This is a genomic window from Cryptosporangium minutisporangium, from assembly GCF_039536245.1.
Taxonomy (GTDB): domain Bacteria; phylum Actinomycetota; class Actinomycetes; order Mycobacteriales; family Cryptosporangiaceae; genus Cryptosporangium; species Cryptosporangium minutisporangium.
The window spans coordinates 1-20789 of record NZ_BAAAYN010000108.1 but is presented as its reverse complement, the minus strand read 5'-3'; the positions used below and the strand labels follow the sequence as shown (position 1 = coordinate 20789).

Sequence of the window (20789 nt, the reverse complement as noted above, 5' to 3'; positions counted from 1 at the left end):
GTTCGGTCGATCGACCGAACGAGGCTTCAGTGGAGGGGTCCCGATGCTTCGTCGTGTTCTCGTCGCCGGTTACGGCGCCGTCGCCTACGTCTTCTTCCTGGTCACGTTCCTGTACACGATCGGCTTCCTGGCCCGCGTCGCCGTTCCGAAGGACGTCGACGACGGTCCGACCGGTCCGGTCTGGCTCGCGCTGCTGGTCGATACCGCGTTGCTGACGCTCTTCGCGGTGCAGCACAGCGTCATGGCCCGCCCGTGGTTCAAACGCTGGTGGACGCGGTGGGTCGCGCCGTCGATCGAACGCAGCACGTACGTCCTGGCCGCGAGCCTGGCCGTCGCCGCACTGCTGTGGCTGTGGCGTCCGCTGCCGGCGACCGTGTGGTCGGTACCGGACGGCTGGCTGCGGTGGGTGGTCTGGGCCGGGCAGCTGCTGGGCTGGGGGCTGGTTCTGCTCAGCACGTTCCAGATCGGGCACTTCGACCTGTTCGGACTCCGGCAGGTGTTCGCCCGGTTCCGCAGTCGTCAGTACGCCGAGCCGCGCTTCGCCCAGCCGCTGCTGTACCGGCTGGTCCGGCACCCGCTCATGGTCGGGTTCCTGATCGCGTTCTGGGTCACGCCGGACATGAGTGTCGGGCGGCTCTACTTCGCGGTGGTGGCGAGCGCGTACATCGTCGTCGCGGTGCGGTTCGAGGAGCACGACCTGGCCCGGCAGCTCGGCGACGACTACCGGCGGTACCAGCGCGAGGTTCCGCGGTTCGTGCCGCGTGTGCCGGGAACGGCCGGCCGCCGTCGAGCGGTACCGGTGGAGCCCCGGTGAAGGCGCGCTCCCCGGACGCGGAGGGCTACGTCGAGGTCGGCCAGGTCACGATCCACTACGAGGTCGCCGGCTCCGGTGGGCCGACGATCCTGCTCCTGCCGACCTGGACGATCGTCCACAAGCGGTTCTGGAAGTTGCAGGTCGCCCACCTGGCCCGGCACCACCGGGTGGTGACCTACGACGGTCCGGGCAACGGGCGCTCGGACCGTCCGGTGGTGCCGTCCGCGTACGACCAGTCCGCGCAGGTGGCGTACGCGTTGGCGGTCCTGGACGCGACGGGTACCGAGCGGGCCGTCGTGGTCGGCCTGTCCCGGGCCGCCAACTGGGCGCTCGGCCTCGCCGCCGACCACCCCGAGCGGGTCCTCGGGGCGGTGTTCCTCGGCCCCGCGGTCGCGCTGGGCGGCGGGTCACCCGGCCGGAACGCCGCCCTCCGGGCGTTCGACGCCCCACCGCCTCCGCTGGAGCCGTCGGCGGTGCCCGGGCTCCGCCGGGATCCCGAGGCCCACTGGGCGAAGTACAACCGGCGGTACTGGCACGAGCACTACGAGGACTTCCTCTGGTTCTTCTTCGGACAGTGCCTGCCCGAGGAGCACTCGACCAAGGCGATCGAGGACGCGGTGGGCTGGGGATGCGAGACCACAGCGGCGGTACTGAGCGCCGAGGCGGACAGCGTGCGGCCGGACCGGGCGTCGATCGAGGAGTGGTGCGCCCGGACGACCGTGCCGACGCTGGTCATCCACGGGGACGACGACCGGGTGATCCCCGCGCGGGTGGGGGAGCGGTTGGCCGGGCTGCTCGGCGGTGAGTACGTCTCGATCGCCGGCGGCGGGCACCTGCCGCTCGCCCGCGACCCGGTGCGGATCACGCTGCTCCTCCACGAGTTCGCCGAGCGGCTCGCGCCTCGCGGGCGTCTGTCTCGCCCTGACCAGGTGTTCCGACCCGACCCGAGCACCCCGGCGCCGACCTCACCCGTCACCCGCACCTGGACGACCGGGCGCACCCGGCCGCGACGGGTCCTGTACCTGTCGTCGCCGATCGGGCTCGGCCATGCGCGTCGGGACGTCGCGATCGCGGCCGCGCTCCGGGAGCACCACCCGGACGTCCGGATCGACTGGCTCGCGCAACACCCGGTGACGACGCTGCTGGAGCAGGCCGGGGAGCACGTCCATCCGGCGAGCCGATGGCTGGCGAGCGAGTCCGCGCACGTCGAGAGCGAGGCGGCCGAACACGACCTGCACTGCTTCGAGGCGCTGCGCCGGATGGACGAGATCCTGGTCGCGAACTTCCTGCTCTTCTCCGACGTCGTCGCGGACGGGCAGTACGACCTGGTCGTCGGCGACGAAGCCTGGGAGGTCGACCACTTCCTGCACGAGAACCCCGAGCTCAAGCGGTTCGCCTACGCCTGGTTCACGGACTTCGTCGGGTACCTGCCGATGCCGGACGGTGGTGAGCGGGAGGCGCTGGTGGCCGCCGACTACAACGCGGAGATGATCGAGCACATCGCCCGCTACCCGCGGGTGCGCGACCGCGCGATCTTCGTCGGCGACCCGGAGGACGTCGTCCCGGACCGGTTCGGACCGGGGTTGCCGCGGATCGCCGACTGGACGCGGGAGCACTACGCGTTCTCCGGGTACGTCAGCACCGGGGAGCCGGTGCCGGACCGCGACGAGTTGCGGGCCGCGCTCGGGTACCGCCCGGACGAGCGGGTGTGCGTGGTGACGGTCGGCGGGTCAGGCGTCGGCCACCACCTGCTGCGACGGGTGGTCGACGCGTTCCCCGCCGCGGCGCGGAGCGTGCCGGGCCTGCGGATGATCGTCGTCACCGGACCCCGCATCCCGGCCGCCGCGTTCCCGGCGCGGCCCGGTCTCGAGGTGCGGGAGTACGTGCCCGACCTACCCCGGCACCTCGCCGCCTGCGACCTCGCCGTGGTGCAGGGCGGGCTGACGACGTGCATGGAGCTCACCGCCGCCGGGCGGCCGTTCGTCCACGTGCCGTTGCGCTCCCACTTCGAGCAGAACGTGCACGTGCCGCACCGGCTGCGTCGGTACGGGGCGGGGCGTCGGCTGGACTACGACGACCTCACGCCGGAGACGCTCGCGGCGGTGATCCGGGAGGAGATCGGCCGCCCGGTGCGCTACCGCCCGGTGGCCACCGACGGCGCCCAGCGCGCCGCCGGCCTCCTCGCCGACCTGCTCTGAGGGCCGTTACGCCGGTCGGTGTGGGCTGAGCGGAGGACTTTCGACTCTGCCGGTCGGGCGCGAGTCGTCGCAGGCTGGAATCAGAGGACGAGGAGGCAACCATGACCAGCACCCCTGTCGTCGCCGTCGGCACCGACGGATCGGAGCCGGCGCTCATCGCTGTGGACTGGGCGACCGAGTACGCCCGGCGGCACGCTGCGTCGGTGCGGGTGGTCACCGGATTGGAGATCCCGACGCCGCTGCCTGCCTACACCGCGTATCCGCTTCCGGACCTGCGCGAGGCGGTCGGGGAGGACGCCCGACGCACGGTGGAGGCGGCGGTGGCGCGGATCCAGCAGCACGCGCCCGAGATCGAAGTGACCGGGTCGGTGGTGGCCCAACCTCCGGTGCCGGCCCTGCTGGAGGCGTCCCACCACGCCGACCTGCTCGTGGTCGGCTGCCGGGGCCTCAACGAGTTCACCAACCTGTTGCTGGGCTCGGTCTCCGCGGCGGTCACCGCTCACGCGGACTGCTCCGTCGCGGTGGTCCGCGGCACGCGGGCGGCCCGCACGGATGCGCCGGTGGTCGTCGGCGTCGACGGCTCCGACCGCGAGGACGCGACGCTGACCGCCGCGTTCGAGGAGGCCGCGCAGCGGAAGGCGCCGCTGGTGGCGGTGCACGCCTGGAGCGACGTCACGTTGGTCGCCACGGCGGGCGCGGCCGTCGGGGCCTGGCCGACCTGGGACCGGCTGCGCGAGGAGGCCGCGAACCTCGTCGACAGCACGCTGGAGCCGTGGCGGGCCAAGTACCCGTCGGTCCGGGTCGGTACCCACGTCGTCCGGGACCGCCCCGCCGCGGCGCTGCTCGAGCTCGGGCGCACCGCCCAGCTGCTGGTCGTCGGCTCGCACGGACGCGGCGGGTTCGCGGGTATGCGGCTCGGCTCGGTCGCCGGCCGTCTCGTCCACCACGCGGACTGCCCGGTGCTGGTCGTCCGCCACGCGGTCACCGCGTGAGCCGGTGAGGAGAGATCATGCGGACGACCCGTTCGCTCAGGCGCTGAGCTGCGCCGGTGACCGGGTGGACGCGTCCAGGATCCCGAGGAGCGCCGTGCGCGCGTCGGAGAGGTCCGCGATGCGGGCCTCCAGGTCGGCGAGCTGGGTCGTGAGATGGTCGAGCACGCACGCCTGCAGCGCGATGCCGTCGCCCGCGAAGCAGGGCATGAGGTCGCGGATGACGCGGGTGGAAAGGCCCGCGGCGAGCAGACCCCGGATGCGAGCCACCGTGGCGGGTGCGTCCGCGGCGTACTGGCGGTGCCCTCCGGCGCTGCGCTCGGAGACCAGCAGACCCTGCTCCTCGTAGTACCGGAGCAGACGGATCGAGACGCCGGTGGCGCGCGACAGCTCACCGATCTTCACGTGATCCACTCCATAAAACTCAGCCTTGAAACTCACATCGATGTCAGATCTTAGCGTCGAGCCATGACACCAACCGCAACGACCACGGTCTCGCTCTACGGCTTCGTGACACCGAAACCCGGCCACGCCGACGCGCTCCGCGCCTTGCTGACCGGCCTCGTCGAACCCTCCCGCGCCGAGGACGGCAACCTGGAGTACCACGTCCACGAGCAGGAGGACGGCCGGTTCTTCCTCTACGAGGTCTGGCGCTCGCCCGCGGCCCTCGAACAACACCATGCGACGCCGTTCGTGCGCGCGTTCCTCGCCGAGTTCCCCGACCACGCGGCGGGGGCGCCGGAGGCGTACTCCGGCGTGATGGTGAGCCCGTACCCGGCGCGCGCGGCCTGACGCCGGGCCGACCGGGGCACAGGGCCCGCAACTCGGGACCTTAGCCCGTTCCCGCTGGTCATCCTGCGTTCTAGCGTCAGCGGTGAGAGCTCACGAGTGAGAGGAGCGACGTCATGACGTACGCAGCGGGAGCCCCGGTGACCGTCGGCGTGGACGGCTCGGCGGCCAGCCTGGACGCAGTCGCGTGGGCGTCGGTGCAGGCCAACCGGCGCGGGCGCGCACTGAACCTGGTCTACGTCAACGCCTGGCCGACGTACGCGTACGCCATGTGGCCGGAGTGGGGTCCGCCGGAGGGCCAGGACGGGCGGTCGGCCGGTCGCGACGTGCTGGCGGACGCCGCCCGGCACGTGGCGGAGATCGCGCCGTCCGCGGCGGTGACGACCGAGATCGTGGACGGTGGGCCGGCGAGTGTTTTGCTGGAGCGGGCGAGTGAGTCCGCGCTGCTGGTCGTCGGTCGGCGAGGTCTGGGTGGTTTCCCCGCGCTGCTGCTGGGCTCGGTCGCGACCCAGGTCGCGACGTACGCGGAGTGCCCGGTCGCGGTGGTGCCGGAGCACGGTACGCCGCCGGCCGCCGACGGGCCGGGGATCGTGCTCGGGGTCGACGGCAGCGAGACGTGCCAGGCCGCGATCGAGTACGCGTTCACCGAGGCGTCGATGCGGTCGGTGCCGTTGACCGCGGTGCGGTCGTGGTACTGGCCGACCGACGATCCGGCGATTGTCGGGCCCTATGCGGCGCTGCGCGAGGATCACGTCGCCGAGCAGGAGCGGGTGCTCAGCGAGGCGCTGGCCGGCTGGGCGGAGAAGTTCCCGGACGTGCGGGTGCGGACGGTGATCGCGCACCACCGCCCGGCGCGTGCGCTGCTCGACGCGGCGACCGGAGCCGAGTTGCTCGTGGTGGGTGCGCGGGGCAGCGGTGGGTTCCGCACGCTGCTGCTCGGTTCGGTCGGCGAGACCGTGATCCGGCACGCCACCTGCCCGGTCGTCCTGGTCCGGGGCGCGTCCGCGGCTCACTGAGCGGCGGACGCTCCGGGACGCCGATCGGAGGCGCGAGGTCAGGCGTCGGCGGACTGGTGGGCCTCCGCCGTCCGGGACCGCGGGGTCGGCAACCGGAACAGGTCCTTCAGCCTGCGCAGGGCGCCGCGATCGCCGGACGTCGACGCGGCGCCGCTCGCGACGGCCTGCGCGAGCGTCAGGCCCTCGCCGGTCAGCTGGAGGAACGCCTCCCCGCTGATCGTGATCGTCGCGTCCGGATGCTGGGCCGGTCCGTGCAGCGCTTCGATCGTTCCGTCGTCGATCCGGGCGTGGAACACGTCGTCGTCGACCCGGAACTCGTACACCGCGCGGAGCCCGGCGGCAGCCTCGGCGTCGAAGCAGGCGCGGAGCCCGAGCACGGCCCAGCCGGGGTGGAACGTCTCGGCCTCACGCCGTTCTCCCATCGCCCACTTCAGACCCCACCGGGCGAGCGACAGGATCGCCGGGGCCAGCTCCTCGCCGGCCTCGGTGAGGGCGTAGGCGGGGGTGCGGGCGGGCGGCGGGAGCGTGATCTTGTGCGCCAGCCCTTCGCGCTCCAGATGCTTCAGGCGAGCGGCCAGGAGCCCGGTGCCGAGGCCGCGCAAGCTGGCCTGCAGATCCCCGAACCGCTTCGGACCGGTCAGCAGCTCGCGGATCAGCAGCAGCGTCCAGCGCTCGCCGATGAGGTCGAGGGTGCGCGCGGTCGCGCAGTACTGGCTGTAGGTTCGCTGGTCCACTTCCTCACCTTAGACAGCACGCTTCCGGTTCTTGAAGGACCTGGTGTCCAGGAGCATCCGGGCGAGCGGCTCCGGACGAGCGAGCATCACGTCGTGCGGGCCGTCGAGTGCGAGCGTGCGGTAGCCCACCTCGTCGCCGAACCGCTCGAACGGGTAGGTCTCCGGCCGGCAGCAGAGGGCCGTGCCGGGGATCCGGTCGACAGCGCCGGTCAACCGCGTGGGCTCGGTGAACGTGCGGAGCGGCTGTGGGCTCAGTCGCGCAGCCAGCCAGGCGGCGTCGCCGTCGTCGTCGATGCCGAACGCCACCGGGGGTGGAGCCGGAATACGCCAGCCGTCCCCGAGCGCCTCGGCCGCCGCACGGACGGCCTGCCCGAACGCGTCCGGAGCCAAGCTGACCAGGCTCGCGCCGTCGTGCCCGGCCCAGCCGTCCACCAGGACGACGTGGTCGACGGCGTCGGGGCGCGCGTCGGCGGCTTCCCGGACGACCAGGCCGGCGTAGCTGTGCCCGACGAGGACGACCTCATCGGCGCGGGTGTCCAGGGCCGCGAGCGTGGCGACGACGGTTTCGACGTGGTCGCGGAGTCCGCGGTCGCCGGGCGCGCTGAGGTCCGGGGCGAGCGTGCGTGCTCCGGCGGCGTGCAGGAGCGGGACGACCCGATCCCAGGCCCACGGGCCGTGCCAGGCGCCATGGACGAGAACGAACGTAGTCATAACTGACCCTTCCTCCGTGCGGTGTGCTCCGACCCTAGACCATTGACTTCCTGATTTTGAAGTGCCAGGTTCTTGTTCAGGTAACCAACGAAGGGAGTTCACGATGAGCCAGGCGCTCTACACGGCGGACGCGCACGTCGTCGGGGGACGGAGCGGTCGCGGGCGCACGTCCGACGGACGGCTCGAGGTGGAGCTGGAGCAGCCCAAGGAGCTGGGCGGGAGCGGCGAGGGCACCAACCCCGAGCAGCTCTTCGCCGTCGGGTACGCCGCCTGTTTCGCCTCGACCATCTCCCTGGTCGGGCAGGGCCTCGGCGTCGACGCGGACGACGTGCAGATCGACTCGTCGGTCTCGCTGATCGCGCTCGACGGCGATCGGTTCGGGCTCGGCGTCGAGCTGCAGGTTGCGCTGCCGTCGGTTCCCGGCGAGCGCGCCGTCGAACTGGTCCGGGCGGCGCACAGGGCGTGTCCGTACTCCAACGCCACCCGCGGCAACGTGGACGTGACGCTGGTGGTCAACGGCGCGCGACTGTGAGACCTGCTTCGCTCCTCTCCGTGAGGAGGGGAGCGAAGCGGCACCGGTCCGCCTCAGCGCGTCGGCGGAGACGTCAGTCGGCGTCGCTACTGCGCGGTCGGCGGGTCATCATCCAGAATTCCGGCAGGCCGGCGTCGGTGACGTGTCCGGCCACGGTGAATCCGAGGCGCTGGTAGAACGCGAGATTCCGCTCGCTGAGCGTCTCCAGATAGCACAGTTGCTGCGCGGCGTCGGCCTGGGCGAGGACCGGGGCGACGAGCCGCGCGCCGATACCGCGGCCTTGGTCGGCCGGGTCCACGCCGAGGATGAACAGGTGCCAGAACGTCGTTCCGTGCACCGGCGCGGCCGCTCTCTCGAAGGCCGAGGTGAGCCGGAGAAATCGGCGGAAGGACGCCGGGCCCAGGCGCACGGGCGCCAGCGCGAGGCCGGATCGCAGCATCGCGCCGGGGCCGAGGGACGTTCCCGGCGGCAACCAGATCACCGCGGCGCGGCCGGGATCGACGTCCACCCGGCCGCGCTGAGCGCCCAGCCGGAGCGCGGAGCGGAAGAACCAGGGCAGCACGCGTCGCCGTCGGTCGGCCGCCGGCTCGATGAACGTGAACATCGGATCGTCGTGGAACGCACGGGCGATGACCTGCGCCTCGACGGGTGGCGGCATGCGCTCATCATTGCGCTTTCCGCTACCGGTCGTCGTCTGTCGACGGGGACTCTCCCAGCTGGTCGCGGCGGCGGGTCAGGTAGGCGGTCTCGGCGGTGTTGCCCGCCAGGGCCAGTGCTGCGTCGTAGGCCGCGCGCGCCTCCCGGCCGCGACCCAGCCGGCGCAGCAGGTCGGCGCGCGTCACGTGGTACGCGTGGTAGCCGGCCAGCTCGTCCCGGAGGCGGTCGACGGCCGCGAGCGCGACCTCCGGGCCGTCGAGCTCGGCGACCGCGATGGCCCGGTTCAGCGCGACGATCGGCGAGGGATCGAGCCGGACGAGCTGGTCGTAGAGCGCGACGACCTGGCACCAGTCCGTATCGCGGACGTCGCGGGCGGAGGTGTGCACGGCATTGATCGCGGCGAGGATCTGGTACCGGCCCGGAGGCGCTCCGGTGGCGAGGCGTTCGCGGACCAGCTGCTGTCCCTCGGCGATCAGCGCGGCGTCCCAGGCACTCCGGTCTTGCTCGGGGAGCGCGACCAGTTCGCCCCGCGCCGAGACCCGGGCGGTGCGGCGGGCCTCGGTGAGGAGCATCAGCGCCAGCAGCCCGGCCACCTCACCGTCGTCGGGGAGGAGCTCACGGATGAGCCGGGTCAGCCGGATCGCCTCGGCGGTCAGGTCGTGGCGGACGGGATCGGCGTCCGGCCCTGTGGCCAGGTAACCCTCGTTGAAGACGAGGAAGAGGACGGCGAGGACTCCGGAGACGCGGGCCGGAAGGTCCTCCGCGGACGGCACCCGGTAGGGGATGCGCGCGGCCTTGATCTTCGCCTTCGCGCGGGTGATCCGCTGCCCCATCGCGCTCTCCTGGACCAGGAAGGCTCGGGCGATCTCGGGCATCGTGAGACCGCCGACCAGACGCAGCGTCAGCGCGACCCGCGCCTCCCGCCCCAGCGCCGGGTGACAGCAGGTGAACAGCAGCCGGAGCCGTTCGTCCTCGACTGCGCCGAGAGGCTCGAGCGGATCGTCGTCGGACACCATCCGAGCCTCTCGGTGCTTGTCGTCGCGCTTGCTCTCACGCCGGATGCGGTCGATGGCCTTGCGGTTGGCGGTGGTGGTCAGCCAGGCACCGGGGTTGGGAGGTACCCCGTCGGTCGGCCACCGCTCGACGGCGATCACGAACGCCTCGGCCGCCGCCTCCTCGGCGATGTCGAGGTCCCCGAACCGCCTGGCCAGCCCGGCGACCACCCGCGCCCACTCCTCGTGGTGGGCACGGGTGATCGCGTCCTGAACGTCGATTGCGCTCATCGGAACGGCCGTACCTCGACCTTCCGGTTGCAGTGCTTCGATCCCTCGGCGGCGAGCGCGAGCGCGACGTCGAGGTCAGGGGCCTCGAGGACCCAGAAGCCGGCGAGGTACTCCTTCGACTCCAGGTAGGGGCCGTCGGTGAACATCGCCTCCTCCCCTCGGTGATCGACGACGGTGGCCGCGCTGGGCGAGGCGAGGCCACCGGCGAAGACCCAGTGGCCGTCGGCCTTCAGCCGCTCGTTGAAAGCGGTCGTCGCGATCTCCTCCTCCGGGGTGGCCAACGTGGGTTGGTCGTGGATCACGGAAACCAGATACTGCATCGTGGGTCCCTCCTCGTGGCGGCCACTCACCTGTGCGACGAACACCTCGACGGGATCCGACACCGTCCCCGAGGATTTCTCCGGGGATTCTGGCGGGCGATCCGGCCGGGCGGCGGTATCGCGATGCACGGACGGCACCCGCGATGATGGCCGCGTGAGTAGCCGGCTGCGGGCGATCGCCCGCGAGACAGTGGAGATCATCGAGCGCGGGAACTACCGGACACCCGACGGTGAGGTGGTCCTCGGTGAGCAGGTCGCCCGAGCGGTGGAGGCAACCCGCCTGTACCTGCCGGAGGAATCGGTGACCGTGGCCGCGCCGGTCTCCGCCGTCAGTCCGAGAGTTCAGGTCACGAACGAGTCGAGTCTCGCGGCCGCCCGTCGGCTCGGGGGCGCGGTGGCGTGTCTGGTGTTCGCGTCCGCGCGGAACCCCGGCGGGGGTTTCCTGAACGGCGCGCAGGCGCAGGAGGAGAGCCTGGCCCGCAGTTCGGCGCTCTACCCCTGCCTCCGCGCGGCCGACGAATTCTACGCCTATCACCGTTCCCACCCCGAACTCACCTACAGCGACCGGGTCATCTACTCACCGGCCGTGCCGGTGTTCCGGGACGACGACGCGCGTCTGCTCGCTGATCCGTTTCCGGTGTCCTTCCTGACCGCCGCGGCTCCCAACCGCGGCGCGATGGCGCGTACCCAGCCCGAGTACCTTCCCGATCTCCGGGCCGTACTGACCCGGCGCGCCACCCGGATCCTGGCGATCGCCGCCGCGCACGGCCACCGCCGGATCGTGCTCGGCGCGTGGGGCTGCGGAGTGTTCGGCAACGACCCCGCCGAGGTCGCGACCGCCTTCGCGGCCGCCCTACGAGCACAGCCCTGGTTCGACGACGTGGTGTTCGCCGTCCTCGACCGCCAGGCGGACGCCCCGACCTTCACCGCGTTCGCCCGCGTCCACGGTGCGGTGAGCCCGCCCGGAACCGCCACCGCACAGCGGTAGCGGGCGCCGATCGCCCTTGACTTCAGGTCGACTTGAAGTCGGAGCATGGCGGGCATGTCCACTTTGCTTGCTGTCCTCGATGCCGTCGACGCCCAGCCCATGGCCGTCCGGCTGCGCACGCGTTCCTACGAGTTGCTCGGCGACCTCACCGGCCGAACCGTGGTCGACGCCGGCTGCGGCGGTGGCCGCGCGGTCGCCGAAATGGCCGAGCGCGGGGCCCGCGCGATCGGCGTCGACCTCGACCCTCAGATGATCGCCGTGGCCCAGGAGCGCTGGCCGGCCGGCGAGTTCCACGTCGGTGACGCCTGCGCGCTGCCGCTGGAGAGCGGGTCGGTCTCCGGTTACCGCGCGGACAAGGTGTTGCACACGCTCGACGATCCGGTGCGGGCCGTGGCCGAGGCCCGCCGGGTACTCGCGCCGGGCGGCCGGGCGGTGCTGCTCGGCCAGGACTGGGACACGATCGTCGTCGACTCGGACGACCCGGAGACCACCCGCCGGCTGATCCACGCGAAGGCACAGACGCTGCCGTCGCCGCGCGTCGCCCGCAGGTACCGCAACCTTCTGCTCGACGCCGGGTTCACCGACCCGGTCGTCGAGGTGCACACCGGCGTGTTCACCGACGACACCGCGCTCGCCCTGCTGCACCGGATCGCCGAGGAGGAGAGCTGGCTCGCCGAGCAGGCCGAGCGCGCGCGTGCCGACCGGATCTTCGTCGCGGTGCCGCTGTTCCTGGTGGCAGCCCAGGGATAGCCGAGGCGGCCGGGGCCTAGCCGACGGCCGCCCTAGCGCGCCGCGTCCAGGACCGGTTTCAGGTCGACGATCGGGGTGCCGTCGACGGCCTCGAGATCGGCTACCCGCACCCGGAGCCCGTCGACCGCGAGTACCCGGACGCGGTGCAGGCCGATCGGGTTGGGCCGGTCGGAGGAGCGGGTACTGAAGACGCCGGTCAGCGGGATCCGCGGGTCGTCACGCGGATGCACGGCCAGTACCGATCGGTCGGCGAGGTGCAGCCAGGTCAGGACGAACACCTCGTCGCCCACCGCCAGATCGCGGAGACCGTCGGCCATCGCGGGCTCGAACGTCAGCCATGCTTCGGGGCCGCCCTCCACGCCCTGCTTCGGTGCGCTCGCCGGATCCACCAGCGGCGACTCGATGACTCCGATCGGACGAATCTCGTAGGTCATGGGTCCTCCCTACCGGGTGCCGGAGGAACGCGCTCGCAGTTCGGCGTCCCGACCCGGGTCGCACGGCACCGCCCCCGGCCGACGACCGGCGGTGACCTAGGCTTTTCCGCGGAGACGGTGGCCGCGCTCGGCGCCCGGACCGAGGAGGGGTCGCCGGTGCCACGGGATGTCACGCTCGCGCGGGCCCGGGCGGAGCTGGCGTCCGGTTCGGTTCCGATGGCGACGCAGCGGCTCCGAGGGCTGGCGGGCACGTTCCCGCTGGACCTGGAGATCCGCGCCCAGCTCGCCGAGGCTTACCGGGCGCAGGGCAATCTGGTGCAGGCGGGTCGCTGGGCGTACCTCTCCGACCACCGCGACGCGACGGAGACCGCCGCGTTCGAGCGCGCGACACCGGATCCACGCGAACGGATGCGGGTGCTCGGGTGGCCGGCCGACGAGGAGGCCGCGTCGACCCCCACGGCGGTTCAGCGGCTGACCGCACTGCGCGCGGCCGCCGAGGAGCGGCACGGAGCCCCGGTGCGCTACTCCGACCTCTGCTGGAGCGGGAACGGCGCGGAGGGCGAGGACTCGGGGGGTTGGCTGGAGGCGCTCGGCTGCGCGGCGGTGGCCGGGTTGCTGGTGATCGTGGTCGGACTGTTCCTGCTCGGCACGCTCCACGGAGCGTGGATCGTGGCGCGCTGGCTGTTCTAGCCGAACCCGGCCTGGTACGGAGACTCATGGCTCGACTCGTCCGGGCAGCAGTCCCGCAGGATCGCAGCCGCCGCTGGTGCGGTGTCCACGAACGTCCACCGGGTCCGACACGGGTCGGGCTGCTCAAGCGCGTGTGCACCAATGCAGGCTGTAACGGGTCAAAGGGTGCACCTATCCCGGCTCGAGCCGGCCGCTGGTTGGGTCAGCTGCGGCTGATCTGGCCGGCCGCGTTGAGGTAGGCGAGGACGGCGAGGACGCGGCGGTGGCCGCTGTCGGTCACCGCGAGGCCGAGCTTGGCGAAGATGTTGCCGATGTGCTTGTGCACCGCGTTGTCGGTGATGACGAGTTGGGCGCCGATCGCGTTGTTGTCGTGCCCCTGCGCCATCAGCCCGAGCACCTCCCGTTCGCGTGGGGTGAGGGCGGCGATCGGGTCGCCGGCGCGCTGGACGAGTTGCGCGATGACCTCGGGGTCCATGGCGGTCCCACCGGCGGCGACGCGGCGCAGCGCGTCGACGAACTCGTCCACTCGGCTGACCCGGTCCTTGAGGAGGTAGCCGACACCGCCGCCGGTGGTGGAGAGGAGTTCGGCGGCGTACTGCTGCTCGACGTATTGCGACAGCACCAGCACCGGCAGGCCGGGGTGCTCGCGACGGGCCTGCAGGGCGGCGCGGATGCCCTCGTCGCGAAAGGACGGCGGCAACCGGACGTCGACGATCGTGACGTCGGGGCGGTGTTCCCGCACGGCGGTGAGGAAGGCGTCCGCATCCTCGGCGATGGCGGCGATCTGGAATCCCGCGCGGCCGAGCAGCAGCTCCAGCCCGGTGGAGAGCAGCACGTTGTCTTCGGCGATCACGACCCGCACGGCAGCTCCAGGGTGATGGTGGTCGGCCCGCCCGCCGGGCTGTCGAGATCGACGGTGCCGTCCAGCGCGAGCACCCGGCGACGGATTCCGGCGATGCCGGTGCCCCGCCGGGGGTCGGCGCCGCCTGCGCCGTCGTCGGTGATCACGACCGACAAGCGGTCCGCCGTTCGGTCCACGCGCACACCGGCCGTGGTGGCTCCGCTGTGCTTGGCGACGTTGGTGAGTGCCTCCGCGACGGCGAAGTAGACGACGGCCTCGACGGCCGCGGGTACGTCCTCGAGGTCGCCGGTCTCCAGCCGGGTCGGGATGACGCAGCGGGTGGTCACCGCGGTCAGGGCACCGGCGAGGCCACGGTCGGCGAGGATCGGCGGATAGACCGTTCGGATCACCTCGCGTAGTTCTGTCATCGCCTCCTCGGTTCCTTCGTGGGCGTCCCGGAGAAGATCCTGGACGAACTGGTCGTTCCGCGGGACGTCGGAGAAGGCCTGCCGGGCCACGGCCAGCCGCATCGCGATCGCCACCAGCCGGGCCTGGGTGCCGTCGTGCAGGTCGCGTTCGATCCGGCGCAGCTCCGCGCCGTGCGCGTCGAGCACGTCCGCCCGGGTGCGGGTCAACACCTCGACCCGGTCGGCGAGGTCTTCGGCCGCCGAGTGGGACAGCACCGCCAGGCAGATCCGGGCGTGCACCCGGGCGACCGGCGGAAAACACAGATACGCCAGCGTCACGAGCAGGACGATCTGCAGTGGACCGAGGGTGAGGGCGGTCGCCCAGCCGGTCACCGCGACCTCGACGAACAGCCGTGGCCGATCCTCCGGGCTGAACGCCCACCACAGTGCGGTGCCGACCGCGCCGGGCACCAGGTTGCCCACGCACAGCAGGGTGGGCACGCCGAGCGCGAAACCGGTCAGGGCGTTCACCGGCAGCCAGAGCAGGTCGCGGGGGGTGGCCGGATCGGTCCAGGCTCGGCGTCCCGAGGCGCGCAGCGCGGGACGCGGTTCCAACGGGATTCCGAGCAGTCGGCCGGCGCGGTTCCGGTGCCAGTTCGCCCAGCGTCGGGCGAGCCCCGGGTACCACAGCACCGGCAGCGCGAGCACGGTGGCGATCCCGGAGGCGAGCGAGACCAGTAGGTAGACCCCGCTGCGCCACACCTGCACCCAGCGTCGACCCGACGTCACGGGGTGCTCTTCCACGTTCGGTGACACGGCGTCAGTCTGCCTGGTGGCCGCCGGACGTGGCACTACAGCCAGCTGTATCCCGAATCCGGTGGTGCGGGGTAGCGGTCCGCGCCGACGGAACTCCTAGCGTCGATCGCCATGAGATCGAACCGCAGGAACGTATCGAGGCGACGCGTGGTGCTGGCCGCGGCGGCGGGGCTGGTGGCCCTCACCGCCGCGGTCACCGGGCTCGACCCGGCGGAGGCGTCCGTGCTCGCCTCCGACCCCGCCGCCACCCGGTTGCAGCGCGACACCGACGCGATCCGCGCCCTCGGGGTGACCGGCGTCCAAGCCCGGGTGACCAGCTCCGACGGTCGACACGCCGTCGCCACCAGCGGCGTCGCCGACCGGGTCACGAGGCGCCCGGTGCCCTCCGACGGACGTTTTCGGATCGCGAGTACCCGCAAGGCGTTCGAGGCCGCCGTTGTCCTGCAGCTGGTCGGGGAGCACCGGCTGTCCCTCGACGACACCGTCGAGCGGTGGCTACCCGGCGTCGTCCGCGGCAACGGTTACGACGGCCGCTGGATCACCGTGCGCCAGCTCCTGCAGAACACCAGCGGCCTCCACGACGACCTACCCGGCTACACCTCCCCCGAGGAGTACGTCCAGCAGCGCGACGACGTCCACACCCGCGAGCAACTCCTGGCGCGGGCGCTCGAACATCCGCTGGACTTCCGGCCCGGCCGGGGATGGGCCTACTCGAACACCGGGTTCCTGGTGGCCGCGATGATCGTCGAACGGGTCACCGGCCGGTCCCTGCAGCAGGAGATCACCGAGCGGATCGTCCGGCCGCTCGGTCTGCACCACACCACGTGGCCGGGGACCTCGTCCACGCTGCCGCGGCCGCACGCACGTGGATACGAACTGTTCGCGCCCGGCGATCTGGTGGACGTCACCGAGCAGGTCTCCTGGGACCCGGACTCCCTCGTCTCCAGCACCCGGGACCTCGACCGCTTCTTCCGCGCCCTGCTCGGCGGTGGGCTGCTGCGTCCGGCCCAGCTCGCCGAGATGACGCGGACGGTGCCGGTCAGCGCCGACGTCGCGCAGGTCTGGCCGGGCGGCCGGTACGGGCTCGGCCTCGTGCACCGTCGGCTGCCCTGCGGCGGCGGCTACTGGAGCCACGACGGTGGCGACGGGGGTTACGTCACGGTCACCGGCGTCACCCCCGACGGTCGGCGCAGTGCCGTCGTGTCCATGTCCGCCGCGCTCGGTGACTCCGTCGAGCACCACCTCCAGCAGCAACGCGCCGCCGACAGGCTGGTCCAGAACGCTCTGTGCCGGGCGTAACCGGTCGGGGATCATCGGCCCACCTGCTGCCGCGTGGTCGTCGCTCGGGACGGCGTCAGGTGGAGGCGGGGCCAGTCGGCCAGGTCGTCCAGGAGCTGGCGGTCGTGGGTGGCGACGACCACGGCGGCCGGGGTGGACCGCAACGCCGCCGTCAACTCGTCGACCAGCCCGGCGGACAGGTGGTTGGTCGGCTCGTCGAAGATCAGCAGGTTCGGCCGGCCGGCCAGCTGCACCGCGAGGTCGAGTCGGCGTTGCTGGCCCTGCGACATGCGGCGCACCGGCGTCCGCAGCGCTTCGCGGTCGAGCAGCCCGGTCGCGCTGAGCGACACCAGCTCACTCTCCCGAACGACGCCGGCGGCGAGCAGGCGGCCGGTGTGCTGCTCGTACACCTGCTGGGGGGTGGCGTCCGCCGGCCAGTCGGGCACTTCCTGCGCCACCCAGGCGATGCGGACGGCCGGCAGGTGACCGGCCGTGCCGCTGGTGGGCTCCGCGTTCCCCGCCAGCACGGACAGCAGGCTGGATTTGCCCGCTCCGTTCGGGCCCGTGACCAGCAGCCGGTCTCCGCTGGAGAGGCTCAGCGTCACCGGCGCGGTCAGACGTCCGGCGAGCCGCGCGTCCTGTACGCCCAGCAGGGGGACGCCCTTGCGGGTGCTCAGGTCGGGCCAGCGCATCGACAGGGGCGGCTCGGGCACCGTGATCCGGTGGGCCTGCAAGGTTTCGGTCGCCCGGTTGAGCGCCTGCACCGTCCCGGGCGCCCTCGTCTGGCGCTGGTGCTTGCCCGTTCCCTTGGGAGGACGCCAACCGGAGCTCAGCCGGTCGCGGGCCTGCTCCACGGCCGTCTCCAACCGGCGGTGCTCGGCCTGCTGGGTCCGGAAGGCGTGCTCCCACCCCTCGCGGTCCCGGCGACGTCCCTGCTGCCAGCCGTCGTAACCACCGGCGTAGAGCTGGGCCGTGCCGTCCTGGCTGGGGTCGAGGTCGAGGAACTCCCGGGCGACGTCGCGCAGCAAGGCCCGATCGTGGCTCACCAGCGCCAGACCGCCCCGGTGGGCCCGGAGCCGTTCGGTCAGGAACGCCAGCCCGTCGGCGTCGAGGTGGTTGGTCGGCTCGTCCAGCAGCAGGACGTCGTGCCCGGCACCGAGCAGGCAGGCCAGGCGCACCCGGTAGCGCTGTCCGACCGAGAGGGTGCTCAGCTCACGCGCGCGGTCCGTGCACGCGTCCAGGGCCTCCAGCGCGACGTCGACGCGCCGCTCCGCGTCCCAGGCGTCCAGGCGCGTGGCCAGCTCCAGTGCGTCGGCGTAGCGCTCTTCGGCGCCGCCGGTGCCCGCCTCGAGGTCGCGGGCCGCCTCGTCCAGCGCGCTCATCGCCCGGTGCGCGCCGCGCAGGGCCTGAGCGGTGAGCGTGCCGACGGTCAGGCCCGCGCCGGCGGGCAAGGTCTGCTCGGCGAGACCGACGGTTCCCGCGCGGCGTACCGAGCCGGTGTCGGGGACCAGCAGACCGGCCAGCACGTGCAGCAGGGTCGTTTTGCCGCGGCCGTTCTCGCCGACGATCGCCAACCGGGATCGTGCGGAGACGGTGATCGACACGCGGGTGAGTACCGATCGTCCGCCCAGGACGACGCTGACGTCCTCGGCGCGCAGATGCGCGTGCCCCTCGGACGGGATCGCGTGATCCATCGCGGCCGAGGCGGTGGCACCGGCCGGATCGTGGCGGCCGTGGACGTCGTGATCAGGCTGAAGGGAAGAACCAGAAGGAGTGATGGGCACAGGAATGCTCCGCAGCTCGGGACGGAGCCGGGCAGCCCGAAGTAGCCGCCCGGCGGAGGGCCGGAACGGCGGGCGTGGAGAGAAGAGTCGCTCGATGCGCCGCCGTCAGCGGCGGAAGCGGAGCCTCATCGAGGGGATACCTGTGTGCACCATGTTCGGAACGATATCTCGACGGCAGGAACCGACCAAACGAATTTGGATGCGGACGCGGCGCCTACGCACGGGAGTGGCCCGGCCGTCGGGCCGGGCCACGGTGCGTCGGGGGGCTCAGGTGAGCCAGGGGTACTTCTTGACCAGGGCGGTCTGTCGCCACCGGTTGCCGAGGCCGAAGTAGTTTCCGGCGCCGAGGAGGGTCAGGACGGTGACGATGAGCGCGCCGAGGATGTGGTCGTCGGTGATCGGGTTGTTGGCCGGGGGCAGAGCGGCGGTCCACATGAGGACGTAGAGCAGAGCGCCGCTGACGCCGGCGATGCGCATGCCGATGCCGAGGGTCATGGCGATGCCGATGCCGAGCAGGCCGAGCATGAAGGCCCAGTTGGCGAACGCGATGCCGGCGAGGTCGTGGTAGATGCCCTCGAAGGGGCCTTCGGCGCCGGAGAGGAAGCCCTTGGTGGCGGGCTGTGCAGGTGCGGGGCCCTACGGGTCCGTTCCGAGCCCTGAGTGGTGGCCATCTGACGTCACCTCGTCCATGCGGTCGAAGGGGTGGTTCCGGCACACCAGACTCCATCGGGAACGGCCCGGGGATCAGAGGCGTAGGTCCCGTCCGCCGGGGCCCTAGGCCCGTCCCCGCCGACACCGGCTCACTCCGGCGGTCGGGACCAAGGTCCCGAGCGAGCGGCCCAGTGACCCTGGCCGGCGACATGCTCCGGGGCGCACGCTGGAGACAGAGCGAGAGGGGACATCAATGCTCACCGAAGAGAAGTACGTGGCCGTCGGAACCGACGGATCAGCGCAGGCCGACCGTGCCGTGGAATGGGCCGCCGCGGAGGCGGCGCGCCGGAACCGCCCGCTGCGGCTCGTGCACGGGTTCATCTGGCCGCTGCTGCGGGTGTCGACCGCTCCGGTGCCCGGCGTCGAAGGCTCTGGACTCCGGGCCGCCGCCGAGGATCTGCTCGCCGCGGCCGCCGAGCGGGCGCGCACGGTCGCGCCGGAAATTCCGATCACCGCCGAACTCGAGACCGGCGCTCCGGTCCCGGCTTTGCTCGCGGCGGCCCAGGACGCGGAGCTGCTGGTCATCGGCTCGCGGCGGCTCGACCCGGTGACCGGGCTGATCATCGGATCGGTGGGGGTCGAGCTGGCGGCGTGTGCGCCCTGCCCGGTCGTCGTCGTCAACGACGGCACCCCCGCGGCCGGAACGCCCCAGCGGATCGTCGTCGGCATCGACGGCTTCGACCACGAGCACGGACCGGCGCAGGCCGCCGCGGTGCTGGACTTCGCGTTCGACGCGGCCGAGCGGCGTGCCGCCGAGGTCGTCGTGGTGCATGCCACCGGACGCCACGGACACTCCGGCGCCGAGGAGGCGGCGATCTGGGCCGCGGTCACCGAATGGGCGGACAAACACCCCGACGTCGCCGTGCAGTCGGTCACCGAACCGTCGTCGCCGGCGACCGCGCTGCTCACTCACGCCGCCGGCGCGGATCTCCTCGTCCTCGGTGCGCACGGCTGGGGCGGGCTGGCGGGGATCCTGCACGGCTCGGTGAGCCGCCAAGCGCTGTGGCGGGCTCCCTGCCCGGTCGCCGTGGTCCGCGCCGACGGCTGATCCGCGTCCGGTTCCCGCACCGTGCCCGCCTGACCGACCGAGTCGAACCCGCGGCGCCGCCCCCGACGACACCGCTCATCCGGAGGAAGACAGCCATGATGCAGACATCTGCTCTGCACGGTCCGAGGACCCGGCCGTTGCAGGCCGTTCTCGACGAGGCGGCGGCCGCGGCGTTGCGGGCACCGTCGGTGCTCAACACCCAGCCATGGCGCTGGATCGTCCACGAGCGCTCGCTCGACCTGCGCGCCGACCCGACGCGCCGGCTCACCGCCCTCGACCCGGAGGGCCGGATGCTGACCGTGAGCTGCGGCGCCGCGCTCGACCACGCGCTCATCGCGCTGCGCGTCGAAGGCTACCCGGCGCGGGTCGAGCTGCTGCCCGACCCGCACGACCCGGAGCTGCTCGCCACGATCCACCCGGCCGCGTACCGGCCGGCTGCGGCGGAGGACTACTGGCGCTATCAGACGACGCTGCGCCGCCACACCGACCGGCGGCCGTTCGGCCCCGACCCGGTCACCGAGGACCAGATCGCCGGCCTGGCGCGGGCGGCGTTCGCGCACGGCGTCCACCTGCACGTCGTCGAGACGCATCAGGTACCGGTGCTGGCCGCCGTCGCGGCCGCCGCCGCGAGGACCGAGCTGGCCGACCCGGCGGAGCGGGCGGAGCTGAACCGGTGGGCCCACCGGGAGCCCGGCGCCGCCACCGGCCTGCCGGTCGACGTCACCGTGCCCGGCACACCGCGTCCGGTGCCGCTGCGCCCCTACGCCGAGGACGTCGAAGGCCGTCTGGAGGCCGGACCCGGCGACGACAGCGGCGCCCGGTACCTGATCCTGTGGGGGCACCAGGACGGCAGGCGAGCCTGGCTCCGCGCCGGGCAGGCGCTCTCGGCGGTGCTGCTGACCGCCGCCGAACTCGGCCTGGGCACGTCGCCGATGACCGACCTGGTCGAGGTCGCGAGCACCCGGCTGGTGCTGCGACGGTTGCTCTACTGGCAGGGCC

The 20789-nt window shown here is 72.6% G+C and carries 23 protein-coding genes; 12 read left to right on the top strand and 11 right to left on the bottom strand.

The annotated features are described in order from the left end of the window. Positions 1-43 precede the first annotated feature (43 nt). The 3 genes from mddA to ABEB28_RS42270 all read left to right on the top strand — a co-directional run bounded on the left by mddA (position 44) and on the right by ABEB28_RS42270 (position 4004). On the top strand, positions 44-814 hold the full coding sequence (gene mddA, locus ABEB28_RS42280; protein ID WP_345733958.1) for a methanethiol S-methyltransferase: 771 nt from the start codon (positions 44-46) through the stop codon (positions 812-814). Continuing rightward, positions 811-3012 (top strand): alpha/beta hydrolase, encoded by a 2202-nt coding sequence (locus ABEB28_RS42275; protein WP_345733957.1) that lies wholly within the window; start codon positions 811-813, stop codon positions 3010-3012. Before mddA ends, ABEB28_RS42275 begins: the two co-directional genes overlap by 4 nt. A gap of 101 nt (positions 3013-3113) precedes the next feature. Continuing rightward, on the top strand, positions 3114-4004 hold the full coding sequence (locus ABEB28_RS42270; protein ID WP_345733956.1) for a universal stress protein: 891 nt from the start codon (positions 3114-3116) through the stop codon (positions 4002-4004). 36 nt (positions 4005-4040) lie between these two features. Here the strand turns inward: ABEB28_RS42270 and ABEB28_RS42265 are convergent, their stop codons facing one another. Continuing rightward, entirely contained in the window at positions 4041-4406 is a 366-nt protein-coding gene (locus ABEB28_RS42265) for a MerR family transcriptional regulator (protein WP_345733955.1), read from the bottom strand. A gap of 63 nt (positions 4407-4469) precedes the next feature. Here ABEB28_RS42265 and ABEB28_RS42260 point away from each other — a divergent pair, with 63 nt between their 5' ends. Beyond that, complete coding sequence (locus tag ABEB28_RS42260) at positions 4470-4793, top strand: putative quinol monooxygenase (RefSeq protein WP_345733954.1); 324 nt, start codon at positions 4470-4472, stop codon at positions 4791-4793. A 113-nt stretch (positions 4794-4906) separates the two neighbouring features. Further along, the gene (locus ABEB28_RS42255) at positions 4907-5806 is read left to right on the top strand and encodes a universal stress protein (protein ID WP_345733953.1); all 900 of its coding nucleotides are present in this window, start codon (positions 4907-4909) and stop codon (positions 5804-5806) included. Positions 5807-5844: 38 nt separating this feature from the next. Here the strand turns inward: ABEB28_RS42255 and ABEB28_RS42250 are convergent, their stop codons facing one another. Both ABEB28_RS42250 and ABEB28_RS42245 read right to left on the bottom strand, forming a co-directional pair. After that, positions 5845-6540 (bottom strand): winged helix-turn-helix transcriptional regulator, encoded by a 696-nt coding sequence (locus tag ABEB28_RS42250; protein WP_345733952.1) that lies wholly within the window; start codon positions 6538-6540, stop codon positions 5845-5847. Between the two features lie 9 nt (positions 6541-6549). Next, positions 6550-7251, bottom strand: coding sequence for an alpha/beta fold hydrolase (locus ABEB28_RS42245; protein ID WP_345733951.1), 702 nt, complete (start codon positions 7249-7251; stop codon positions 6550-6552). A gap of 103 nt (positions 7252-7354) precedes the next feature. Here ABEB28_RS42245 and ABEB28_RS42240 point away from each other — a divergent pair, with 103 nt between their 5' ends. Then, a complete protein-coding gene (locus ABEB28_RS42240; protein ID WP_345733950.1) occupies positions 7355-7783 on the top strand; it encodes an organic hydroperoxide resistance protein in 429 nt (142 codons plus the stop codon). Positions 7784-7856: 73 nt separating this feature from the next. Here ABEB28_RS42240 and ABEB28_RS42235 read toward each other — a convergent pair whose 3' ends face one another. From ABEB28_RS42235 to ABEB28_RS42225, 3 genes are read right to left on the bottom strand one after another with little or no spacing between them, the layout of a single operon-like run. Continuing rightward, entirely contained in the window at positions 7857-8441 is a 585-nt protein-coding gene (locus ABEB28_RS42235; RefSeq protein WP_345733949.1) for a GNAT family N-acetyltransferase, read from the bottom strand. Between the two features lie 22 nt (positions 8442-8463). Then, positions 8464-9723, bottom strand: a complete 1260-nt coding sequence (locus tag ABEB28_RS42230) for an RNA polymerase sigma factor (RefSeq protein ID WP_345733948.1) — start codon at positions 9721-9723, stop codon at positions 8464-8466. Next, positions 9720-10043 carry a YciI family protein gene (locus ABEB28_RS42225; RefSeq protein WP_345733947.1) on the bottom strand — a complete coding sequence of 108 codons (324 nt, stop codon included), beginning with the start codon at positions 10041-10043 and terminating at the stop codon, positions 9720-9722. Before ABEB28_RS42225 ends, ABEB28_RS42230 begins: the two co-directional genes overlap by 4 nt. A 154-nt stretch (positions 10044-10197) precedes the next feature. Between ABEB28_RS42225 and ABEB28_RS42220 the strand changes: the two genes are divergently transcribed. Both ABEB28_RS42220 and ABEB28_RS42215 read left to right on the top strand, forming a co-directional pair. Beyond that, positions 10198-11031 carry a TIGR02452 family protein gene (locus ABEB28_RS42220; RefSeq protein ID WP_345733946.1) on the top strand — a complete coding sequence of 278 codons (834 nt, stop codon included), beginning with the start codon at positions 10198-10200 and terminating at the stop codon, positions 11029-11031. Between the two features lie 54 nt (positions 11032-11085). Next, complete coding sequence (locus tag ABEB28_RS42215; protein ID WP_345733945.1) at positions 11086-11781, top strand: methyltransferase domain-containing protein; 696 nt, start codon at positions 11086-11088, stop codon at positions 11779-11781. A gap of 32 nt (positions 11782-11813) precedes the next feature. Here the strand turns inward: ABEB28_RS42215 and tsaA are convergent, their stop codons facing one another. Then, a complete protein-coding gene (gene tsaA / locus ABEB28_RS42210) occupies positions 11814-12215 on the bottom strand; it encodes a tRNA (N6-threonylcarbamoyladenosine(37)-N6)-methyltransferase TrmO (RefSeq protein WP_345733944.1) in 402 nt (133 codons plus the stop codon). Positions 12216-12371: 156 nt separating this feature from the next. Between tsaA and ABEB28_RS42205 the strand changes: the two genes are divergently transcribed. Then, entirely contained in the window at positions 12372-12905 is a 534-nt protein-coding gene (locus ABEB28_RS42205) for a DUF6584 family protein (RefSeq protein WP_345733943.1), read from the top strand. 202 nt (positions 12906-13107) lie between these two features. On the opposite strand, the gene ABEB28_RS42200 is transcribed toward ABEB28_RS42205, so the two are convergent. Continuing rightward, on the bottom strand, positions 13108-13767 hold the full coding sequence (locus tag ABEB28_RS42200; RefSeq protein WP_345733942.1) for a response regulator: 660 nt from the start codon (positions 13765-13767) through the stop codon (positions 13108-13110). Beyond that, complete coding sequence (locus ABEB28_RS42195) at positions 13755-14942, bottom strand: sensor histidine kinase (RefSeq protein WP_345733962.1); 1188 nt, start codon at positions 14940-14942, stop codon at positions 13755-13757. Before ABEB28_RS42195 ends, ABEB28_RS42200 begins: the two co-directional genes overlap by 13 nt. Positions 14943-15116: 174 nt before the next feature. Between ABEB28_RS42195 and ABEB28_RS42190 the strand changes: the two genes are divergently transcribed. Next, positions 15117-16268 carry a serine hydrolase domain-containing protein gene (locus ABEB28_RS42190; RefSeq protein WP_345733941.1) on the top strand — a complete coding sequence of 384 codons (1152 nt, stop codon included), beginning with the start codon at positions 15117-15119 and terminating at the stop codon, positions 16266-16268. A gap of 11 nt (positions 16269-16279) precedes the next feature. Here ABEB28_RS42190 and ABEB28_RS42185 read toward each other — a convergent pair whose 3' ends face one another. Further along, complete coding sequence (locus tag ABEB28_RS42185) at positions 16280-17941, bottom strand: ABC-F family ATP-binding cassette domain-containing protein (RefSeq protein ID WP_345733940.1); 1662 nt, start codon at positions 17939-17941, stop codon at positions 16280-16282. Positions 17942-18298: 357 nt separating this feature from the next. Beyond that, positions 18299-18556: a hypothetical protein gene (locus tag ABEB28_RS42180; RefSeq protein ID WP_345733939.1), complete on the bottom strand. Its 258-nt coding sequence runs from the start codon at positions 18554-18556 to the stop codon at positions 18299-18301. A 379-nt stretch (positions 18557-18935) separates the two neighbouring features. Here ABEB28_RS42180 and ABEB28_RS42175 point away from each other — a divergent pair, with 379 nt between their 5' ends. Continuing rightward, positions 18936-19790, top strand: coding sequence for a universal stress protein (locus tag ABEB28_RS42175; RefSeq protein WP_345733938.1), 855 nt, complete (start codon positions 18936-18938; stop codon positions 19788-19790). A gap of 95 nt (positions 19791-19885) precedes the next feature. Then, positions 19886-20789: Acg family FMN-binding oxidoreductase (locus ABEB28_RS42170; RefSeq protein WP_345733937.1), on the top strand; the 904-nt coding region annotated here is incomplete at its 3' end.

What these genes read in the sequence shown, in the direction of transcription:
- ABEB28_RS42245 (WP_345733951.1), bottom strand. Translation starts at nt 7,251, where the DNA reads ATGACTACGTTCGTTCTCGTCCATGGCGCCTGGCACGGCCCGTGGGCC.
- mddA (WP_345733958.1), top strand. Translation starts at nt 44, where the DNA reads ATGCTTCGTCGTGTTCTCGTCGCCGGTTACGGCGCCGTCGCCTACGTC.
- ABEB28_RS42255 (WP_345733953.1), top strand. Translation starts at nt 4,907, where the DNA reads ATGACGTACGCAGCGGGAGCCCCGGTGACCGTCGGCGTGGACGGCTCG.
- ABEB28_RS42230 (WP_345733948.1), bottom strand. Translation starts at nt 9,723, where the DNA reads ATGAGCGCAATCGACGTTCAGGACGCGATCACCCGTGCCCACCACGAG.
- ABEB28_RS42235 (WP_345733949.1), bottom strand. Translation starts at nt 8,441, where the DNA reads ATGCCGCCACCCGTCGAGGCGCAGGTCATCGCCCGTGCGTTCCACGAC.
- ABEB28_RS42260 (WP_345733954.1), top strand. Translation starts at nt 4,470, where the DNA reads ATGACACCAACCGCAACGACCACGGTCTCGCTCTACGGCTTCGTGACA.
- ABEB28_RS42240 (WP_345733950.1), top strand. Translation starts at nt 7,355, where the DNA reads ATGAGCCAGGCGCTCTACACGGCGGACGCGCACGTCGTCGGGGGACGG.
- ABEB28_RS42185 (WP_345733940.1), bottom strand. Translation starts at nt 17,941, where the DNA reads ATGGATCACGCGATCCCGTCCGAGGGGCACGCGCATCTGCGCGCCGAG.
- ABEB28_RS42270 (WP_345733956.1), top strand. Translation starts at nt 3,114, where the DNA reads ATGACCAGCACCCCTGTCGTCGCCGTCGGCACCGACGGATCGGAGCCG.
- ABEB28_RS42175 (WP_345733938.1), top strand. Translation starts at nt 18,936, where the DNA reads ATGCTCACCGAAGAGAAGTACGTGGCCGTCGGAACCGACGGATCAGCG.
- ABEB28_RS42180 (WP_345733939.1), bottom strand. Translation starts at nt 18,556, where the DNA reads ATGCTCGGCCTGCTCGGCATCGGCATCGCCATGACCCTCGGCATCGGC.
- tsaA (WP_345733944.1), bottom strand. Translation starts at nt 12,215, where the DNA reads ATGACCTACGAGATTCGTCCGATCGGAGTCATCGAGTCGCCGCTGGTG.
- ABEB28_RS42225 (WP_345733947.1), bottom strand. Translation starts at nt 10,043, where the DNA reads ATGCAGTATCTGGTTTCCGTGATCCACGACCAACCCACGTTGGCCACC.
- ABEB28_RS42215 (WP_345733945.1), top strand. Translation starts at nt 11,086, where the DNA reads ATGTCCACTTTGCTTGCTGTCCTCGATGCCGTCGACGCCCAGCCCATG.